The following is a 5,405-nucleotide window of genomic DNA, read 5'->3' on the forward strand; positions in this document are numbered from 1 at the left end:
TCTCCTTGCGCGAACGATCCCCCCGGAACATGCCACCGATCTGGGGGATAGTGACATGACTCTCGTCCACCACCAGCAGCGACTCTTCCGGCAGATAGTCGAACAGCGTCGGTGGGGCTTCCCCCGATGCGCGTCCGGAGAGATAGCGGGAGTAGTTCTCGATGCCGGAGCAGTAACCCAACTCCAGAATCATCTCGATGTCAAAGCGGGTGCGCTGATCCAGCCGTTGCCGCTCCAACAGTTTATGGGCTGACTCCAACTGCTCCAGCCGCTCCTTGAGTTCCACTTTGATGTAATCCACTGCGCCGAGCAACTTCTCCCTGGGGGTGACATAGTGGCTTTTCGGGTAGACGGAGTAGCGGGGCACCCTGCGTAGCACTTCGCCGGTCAGCGGATCAAAAAGTGAGAGTTGCTCTATCTCGTCATCAAAGAGTTCAATGCGCAGTGCTTCGGCATCGGATTCCGCCGGATAGATGTCGATTACTTCACCCCGCACCCGGAAGGTGGCGCGGTGGAGTTCCACGTCATTGCGTTTGTACTGCAACTCAGCCAGCCGGTGCAGGATGTCGCGTTGGTTGATGATATCGCCTCTGGAGAGATGCAACATCATGCCCAGATAGGAATTTGGATCACCCAAACCGTAGATCGACGAAACGGTTGCGACGATGATGGTATCTCTGCGTTCCAGTAGCGCCTTGGTGGCTGAAAGCCGCATCTGCTCGATATGTTCGTTGATGGAGGCATCCTTCTCGATGAAGGTATCGGAGGCCGGTACATAGGCTTCGGGCTGGTAATAGTCGTAATATGAGACGAAATACTCCACCGAGTTATGGGGAAAAAAATCCTTGAATTCACCGTACAATTGGGCCGCAAGCGTCTTATTGGGGGCAAGAACCAGCGTGGGTCGCTGAGTTTCCTGAATCACATTGGCGATAGTGAAGGTTTTACCGGAGCCGGTCACCCCCAGCAGTGTCATGCCTGCCTCACCGTCGTGGAGGCCCTCCAGCAGCCTTTTGATCGCGGCTGGCTGGTCGCCTGCCGGGTCAAATTTGGACACCAATTGAAAATCTTTCGCCATCAGGGATTCTGCATCTCGGGATAATTGGATATTATTGCACGTTGTCGCCTCTCGAGAGAGGCACCCCAGATTCGTCTCTTTTGCCACGGAAACTAAAAATGAACACAAAACTCTCTGTAAGGGTACAGGCCGTCAAACCCTCTCCCACCTTGGCGATCACCGCTCGCGCCGCTGAGATGCGCGCTGCCGGCAAGGATGTCATCGGGTTGGGCGCTGGAGAGCCGGATTTTGATACGCCGGAGCATATCAAGCAGGCTGCCATCGAAGCGATTAATGACGGCTTCACAAAATACACTGCTGTGGACGGCACGCCGGGCCTGAAGAACGCGATTATCGAAAAGTTCAGGAAAGACAATGGGTTTGAATATAAGCCGGAGCAGATCCTGGTCTCCTGTGGCGGCAAGCAGAGCTTCTACAATCTTGCTCAGGCAACCTTGGATCCAGGTGATGAGGTCATCATTCCCGCGCCTTACTGGGTCTCCTACCCCGATATGGCAATCCTCGCCGGTGGCGTACCGGTGTTGGTCCAGGCCGGCGCCTCGCAGAAATTTAAGATCACCGCCGCGCAATTGGCTGCGGCGATTACCGATAAAACCCGGCTGTTTGTCATCAACAGCCCCTCAAATCCCACCGGTATGGCCTATACCAAAGAGGAGTTGACGGCCTTGGGTGAGGTACTGAAAGAACACCCCCGGATTCTTATCGCCACTGATGATATGTACGAGCATATCCTCTGGACCGAGGCCCCTTTCGTCAACATCCTCAATGCCTGCCCGGAACTGGTGGATCGCACTCTGGTTCTCAATGGTGTCTCGAAGGCCTACTCCATGACCGGTTGGCGTATTGGTTACGCCGGCGGCCCGGCGGAGATCATCAAGGCGATGAAGAAGATCCAGTCACAGAGTACCTCCAATCCCACATCAATCTCCCAGGTGGCGGCACAGGCAGCGCTGGAAGGCTCGCAGGACTGCATCAGCGATATGCTCAAATTCTTCAAGCAGCGTCACGACTATGTGGTCGATCGGCTGAGCAGGATGCCCGGCGTCGAGTGCCTGCCCTCAGACGGCACCTTCTACTGTTTTCCCAACATCGAGGGTGCGCTGGAAAACATCGAAGGGGTCGATAACGATATGGAACTGGCCGAATATCTCATAGAAAAGGCTGGTGTGGCGCTGGTACCCGGTACCGCGTTTGGTCTGGGTGGTCATGTACGGATCTCCATTGCCACCAGCATGGAGAATCTGCAGAAAGCCCTGGACAGGATCGAAAAAGTGCTTGTCGGATAAATCTTTGCGTGTAGACTTGGCTCAGATAAGAAAATAATTCCCGGCGCTGATGTTTAGGTTCATGGAGTGAACTGATCGGGCCGGCCACACACCTCTACTGGAGGGACAGACATGGATGTCGCCCTGAATCGATACACACCTGCCTGCACGGCTGGTTTCACACTTCCTGAACTGCTTACCACTCTGAGTGTTGCACTGATCCTGCTCAGCGCGGGCGTACCCGCCTATCGCACTTTGGCGGCAAACAGCCAGATGAGTGGCGAAATCAACAGTTTTATCAGCCACCTGCAACTGACGCGCAGCACAGCCATCATGACCGGTGGTCTGGCCATCCTCTGCCCTAGTTCCGATGCACAAACCTGCCTCGATGAGCCACTCTGGCATGAAGGTTTCCTGCTCTATGCGGACACTAACGGTAACCGGCAACCCGACGATTCCGAAAAGCGGATTCGCTATCAGAATGCGATAAAGCACTCCCTCATAAGCATGCGTTCGACTCAGGGCAGACGCCGTATCATCTATCGACCTGATGGCACCTCTCCCGGTAGCAATCTCACCCTAACCTTTTGTGATACAACAGAAAATATTAACCCCAGGGCGGTTGTGGTATCGAATGCCGGCCGCCCCAGAATATCCAAAACCCGACCCAGTGGTGGCGAACTGAGCTGCAACTGACTATTTCTGCACTTCCCTATTGACGCTCGCGACCTGTGTCATTAATATGCGCGCTGCAACACAATTCCCCGGTAGCTCAGTCGGTAGAGCGGGTGACTGTTAATCACTAGGTCGGCAGTTCGAGCCTGTCCCGGGGAGCCATACAAAACAAGGGCTTAGCGAGAAATCGCTAGGCCCTTTGTTTTTTGTGAAGAGAAAAATCCACAGGCGGTTTGATTTATGCCCAAGTCATGTGCTACTTGATTGGTGCTTCCCTCTCTAAATAACCCACAAACCAAAAGACCGTCACGGTAATAATGGCTACCGCAGTAACGCCAACCGCCCCTCAAATTGTCAAATCCGTAGTGCAACAGACCGTAGGATAGGCGGAAAGTTAAGCCTGATAGTGGATAATTGATCTTAATTTTCAGCTTACCCGGCCAACTTCAGCTCTCATCGCTCTTCCCTGCCACACATTGTCCACCAGACGGTGGCTCAATCCGTGAGCCACTGAGCTTTGCAACTTATCACCAAATATTTTCTCCCAGCCCTAAAATCATATTTTATTAAGGTTTTATTGATTCGTATCAAGGGATTCAAATATTGAACTGTACAACTGTAATAATGGTAATAAGCTGGTTGGCGGTGCTTCTTCTTTGGCTTGATAGCTCATCTGAAGGCAGTTCTTCGTTTGGGTTCAAGCCCGCTGCATCTTGAATTTTTCGCAAACGGAGATGTGAACAATGAATAACAAATGGCTGCCCGTTTTTTCGTTAGCTATTGCAATCCTCATACTACCGCTTACGGCCAATGCAGATTTTGCAGATGAAATTAAGCTGATGGCCTCTGATGGCGCAAATGGAGATCAGTTCGGCTGGTCCATTTCGCTCAGTGGCGACACAGCAATAGTCGGGGCGCCAGTAGTCGATGACAACGGTGCGGCCTATATCTTTGTGCGTGACCCTGGCACTGGTGCCTGGACGCAGCAGCAGAAGTTGCTGGCTACTAACGGCGCGCGGAATGATCGTTTTGGTGAGTCTGTTTCGATCAGCGGCGACACGGCAATCGTTGGGGTAAAGGGGGATGATGACAAAGGAGAAAGTTCTGGCTCTGCCTATGTCTTTGTGCGAGACCCCGCCACCGACCTCTGGACAGAGCAGGCTAAGCTGCTGGCCTCTGACGGCGCGGCTTATCATATATTTGGCAAGTCTGTTGCGATCAGCGGTGACACGGCAATCGTCGGCGCAGACTTTAGTACTCTCATCACAGTTGATATCGGCTATGCCTATGTCTTTGAGCGTGACCCCGCTACCGACCTCTGGACAGAGCAGGCTAAGCTGCTGCCTTCCGACGGTGCGATCAACGATCACTTCGGCTTCCGTGTTGCGATCGACGGCGACACTGCACTGGTAGGGGCAGGGTCGCTTGGGAGCAACTCATCCTATGTCTTTGAGCCTGATCCAGGCACTGGTAATTGGACTGAGTCACTGAAGCTCGAGCGCTCCGATGGCTCGGATGCTGTTGGCTACACGGTTTCGATCAAGGGCGATAGAGCAATAACAGGGGCGCCTTACATCACCTCCTATGGCTCCGCCTTTATCTTCGAGCGTGATCCTGCCACCGGTATCTGGACGCAGCAACAGTGGCTCTATGATACTGGTGCCACGTCCTGGAACAGTTTCGGCCAGTCTGTTGGCATCAGCGGCGACTACGCGGTAGTGGGCGCATACTATGGTGATGACAACGGCCTTGATGCTGGTCACGTCTTTTTCTATGCGCGTGACCCGGGTACTGACCAATGGGTAGAGCAGAAACTCCTGGCCTCTGACGGCACGGCTTTTGGTAGATTCGGTTGGGCTGTTTCGATCGATGGCGACACTGCAGCCATCGGGGCATATGGGGCTACTGGCATCGTAGCTAATACCGGCGCTGTCTATGTCTATAAGAACACGGTGGTCCCTGCCCCTGACATCACCGTCACCGACTCGGTCGCGCCGATAGATGACCTGCAGGTCGCTTTCGGTGATATCACCGAGATGACCACCGCCGATCAGACCGTGACCGTCACCAACGATGGCAACGCAGATCTGACTATCGGAAATATCGGTGCGCTGGACGCGCTGGTAGCACCCTTCAGTATCCTGAACGACACCTGCTCGACGCAGACACTGACCCAGTTCGCCAGTTGCTCCTTATCCGTGCGCTTCTCGCCCCCGTCGACCGGCGCTTTCAGCGACACCTTCGATATTCCCTCCGACGATCCGGACGAAAACCCGGTAACGGTCAACGTTGACGGTACGGGTATAGGGTTAGCGGTACCGGATATCACCGTTACCGATACCGTCGCCCCGCTGGACGATCTCGCGATTGCCTTTGGTAATGTCACC

General features: G+C 54.1%; 4 protein-coding genes and 1 tRNA gene. 4 read left to right on the forward strand and 1 reads right to left on the reverse strand.

The genetic code is table 11. The features are described 5' to 3' along the window. Positions 1-1,078 (reverse strand): DEAD/DEAH box helicase family protein (locus G9Q73_RS18915; RefSeq protein WP_177421169.1); only part of this gene is annotated, 1,078 nt, incomplete at its 3' end. Positions 1,079-1,176: 98 nt separating this feature from the next. Between G9Q73_RS18915 and G9Q73_RS18920 the strand changes: the two genes are divergently transcribed. From G9Q73_RS18920 to G9Q73_RS18935, 4 genes are all read left to right on the forward strand, one after another. Then, positions 1,177-2,364, forward strand: coding sequence for a pyridoxal phosphate-dependent aminotransferase (locus G9Q73_RS18920; protein WP_177421170.1), 1,188 nt, complete (start codon positions 1,177-1,179; stop codon positions 2,362-2,364). Positions 2,365-2,475: 111 nt separating this feature from the next. Continuing rightward, the gene (locus tag G9Q73_RS18925) at positions 2,476-3,039 is read left to right on the forward strand and encodes a GspH/FimT family pseudopilin (RefSeq protein ID WP_177421171.1); all 564 of its coding nucleotides are present in this window, start codon (positions 2,476-2,478) and stop codon (positions 3,037-3,039) included. A gap of 65 nt (positions 3,040-3,104) precedes the next feature. Next, a tRNA-Asn gene (locus tag G9Q73_RS18930) sits at positions 3,105-3,180 on the forward strand. 581 nt (positions 3,181-3,761) lie between these two features. Continuing rightward, the coding region (locus G9Q73_RS18935; RefSeq protein WP_177421172.1) for a choice-of-anchor D domain-containing protein at positions 3,762-5,405 on the forward strand (1,644 nt) is incomplete at its 3' end.

It is taken from the genome of endosymbiont of Lamellibrachia barhami (assembly GCF_011947365.2).
Lineage (GTDB): Bacteria > Pseudomonadota > Gammaproteobacteria > Chromatiales > Chromatiaceae > QGON01.

Coding starts and splice junctions, on each gene's coding strand:
- G9Q73_RS18920 (WP_177421170.1), top strand. CDS start 1,177: ATGAACACAAAACTCTCTGTAAGGGTACAGGCCGTCAAACCCTCTCCC.
- G9Q73_RS18925 (WP_177421171.1), top strand. CDS start 2,476: ATGGATGTCGCCCTGAATCGATACACACCTGCCTGCACGGCTGGTTTC.